The 1,571-nt window shown below is 71.0% G+C and carries 2 protein-coding genes; both read left to right on the forward strand.

All coding sequences use genetic code 11. The annotated features are described in order from the left end of the window. Positions 1–557 (forward strand): methyl-accepting chemotaxis protein (locus BHU06_RS21880; RefSeq protein WP_254668224.1); only part of this gene is annotated, 557 nt, incomplete at its 5' end. A gap of 64 nt (positions 558–621) precedes the next feature. Beyond that, positions 622–1,571: methyl-accepting chemotaxis protein (locus BHU06_RS21885; RefSeq protein ID WP_139147183.1), on the forward strand; the 950-nt coding region annotated here is incomplete at its 3' end.

Here is a 1,571-nt window from a genome sequence, read left to right on the forward strand (position 1 = left end):
GGGCGAGCGTGGAGCGAGTGGACGCGGGCTCGCGGCTGGTGGCCGATGCGGGGCAGACGATGAGCGAGATCGTGGGCTCGGTGCAGCGGGTGAGCGACATCATTGGTGAGATCACGGCGGCGGCGGGGGAGCAGAGCGAGGGGATCGGCCAGGTGAACGTGGCGGTGAACCAGCTCGACCAGATGACGCAGCAGAACGCGGCGCTGGTGGAGCAGAGCGCGGCCGCCGCCCAGAGCCTGAAGGAGCAGGCCGACCGCCTGGCCCAGGTGGTGCAGGTGTTCCGCATCGGGCACGACGCCGCGCCCCAGCCCGCGCCGGCCCCCGCGCCGCTGGTGGCTGTCCGGGCGCCGGCGGTGGCCAAGCCCACCGCCCCCGTGCCCACGCGCGCCACGGCCGAGAGCCAACCGGCGACCGAAAGCAAGCCCGCGATCGAAAGCAAACCCGCGACCGAAAGCAAACCCGTCGTCGGCAGCAAACCGGCCGCCGAACCCCGTCCCGCGCCACGAGTGGTGGCGCCCGCGGCCGCGTCGGCCGAGGGCGAGTGGGAGAGCTTCTGATGGTCTCCGCACGGTCTCCGGGCCGTGCGACCCCCTGTTTCCGCGCCCAGAGAGTGAGTGAAAGATGGACATCGTGAACCGTTTCCGGATCGGCCCCCGCCTGTACCTGGGCTTTGCCCTGGTGCTGATGCTGTTGGCGGGCCTGACCGCCGTGGCCTGGTACGGCTTGAAGACCTCGCAGGCCGCCACCGCGCGCGTGATCGAGATGGACAAGCGGGCTGCCCTCACGCAGGAATGGCTCATGAGCACGCAGATCAACATCAACCGCGTGATGGCTGTGGCCACCTCGCGCAACGACCCGGCGGTGGACGGCTACTTCAAGCCGCTGATGTCCCAGGTCAGCGAGCGCATCAGCGTGGTGCAGAAGACGCTGGAGGCCGAGATCCAGAGCGAGCAGGGCAAGGCCCTGCTCAAGGAAATCGCCGAGCGCCGCGCGGCCTACATGGCGGTGCGCAAGACCTACTTCGACACGCTCAAGAACGGCGATGCCGCCGGCGCGCAGCAGCTGCTGACCGGTGGCCTCATGCCCGCGGCCGACGCCTATGGCGCCAAGCAGCGCGAGCTGCTCGAGCTGCAGCACCGCGCCGTGGCCGAGGCCGTGGCGGCGTCCGAGGCCACGGTCAATCGCCAGATCGGCCTGCTGATGCTGCTGGCCCTGGCCGCCGGCGGGCTGGCCATGGTGCTGGCCTGGCGCATCACGCGCTCGGTGACGCAGCCCCTGGCCCAGGCCGTGGACGTGACGCGCGAGGTGGCAGCGGGCGACCTGCGGCGCGACGTGCGCACCGAGCGCACCGACGAATTGGGCGATCTGCTGCGCGCGCTCGGCGACATGAAGACCTCGCTCACGCGCACCGTGAGCCTGGTGCGCAGCGCCACCGACAGCATCGACACCGCCTCGCAGGAAATCGCCACGGGCAACCAGGACCTGAGTGCGCGCACGGAGCAGACGGCGAGCAACCTGCAGGAGACGGCGGCGAGCATGGAGCAGCTGACGGGCACGGTGCGCCAGAGCGC

The organism is Hydrogenophaga sp. PML113 (genome assembly GCF_001777155.1).
In the GTDB taxonomy this organism is placed as follows: Bacteria; Pseudomonadota; Gammaproteobacteria; order Burkholderiales; family Burkholderiaceae_C; genus Hydrogenophaga; species Hydrogenophaga borbori.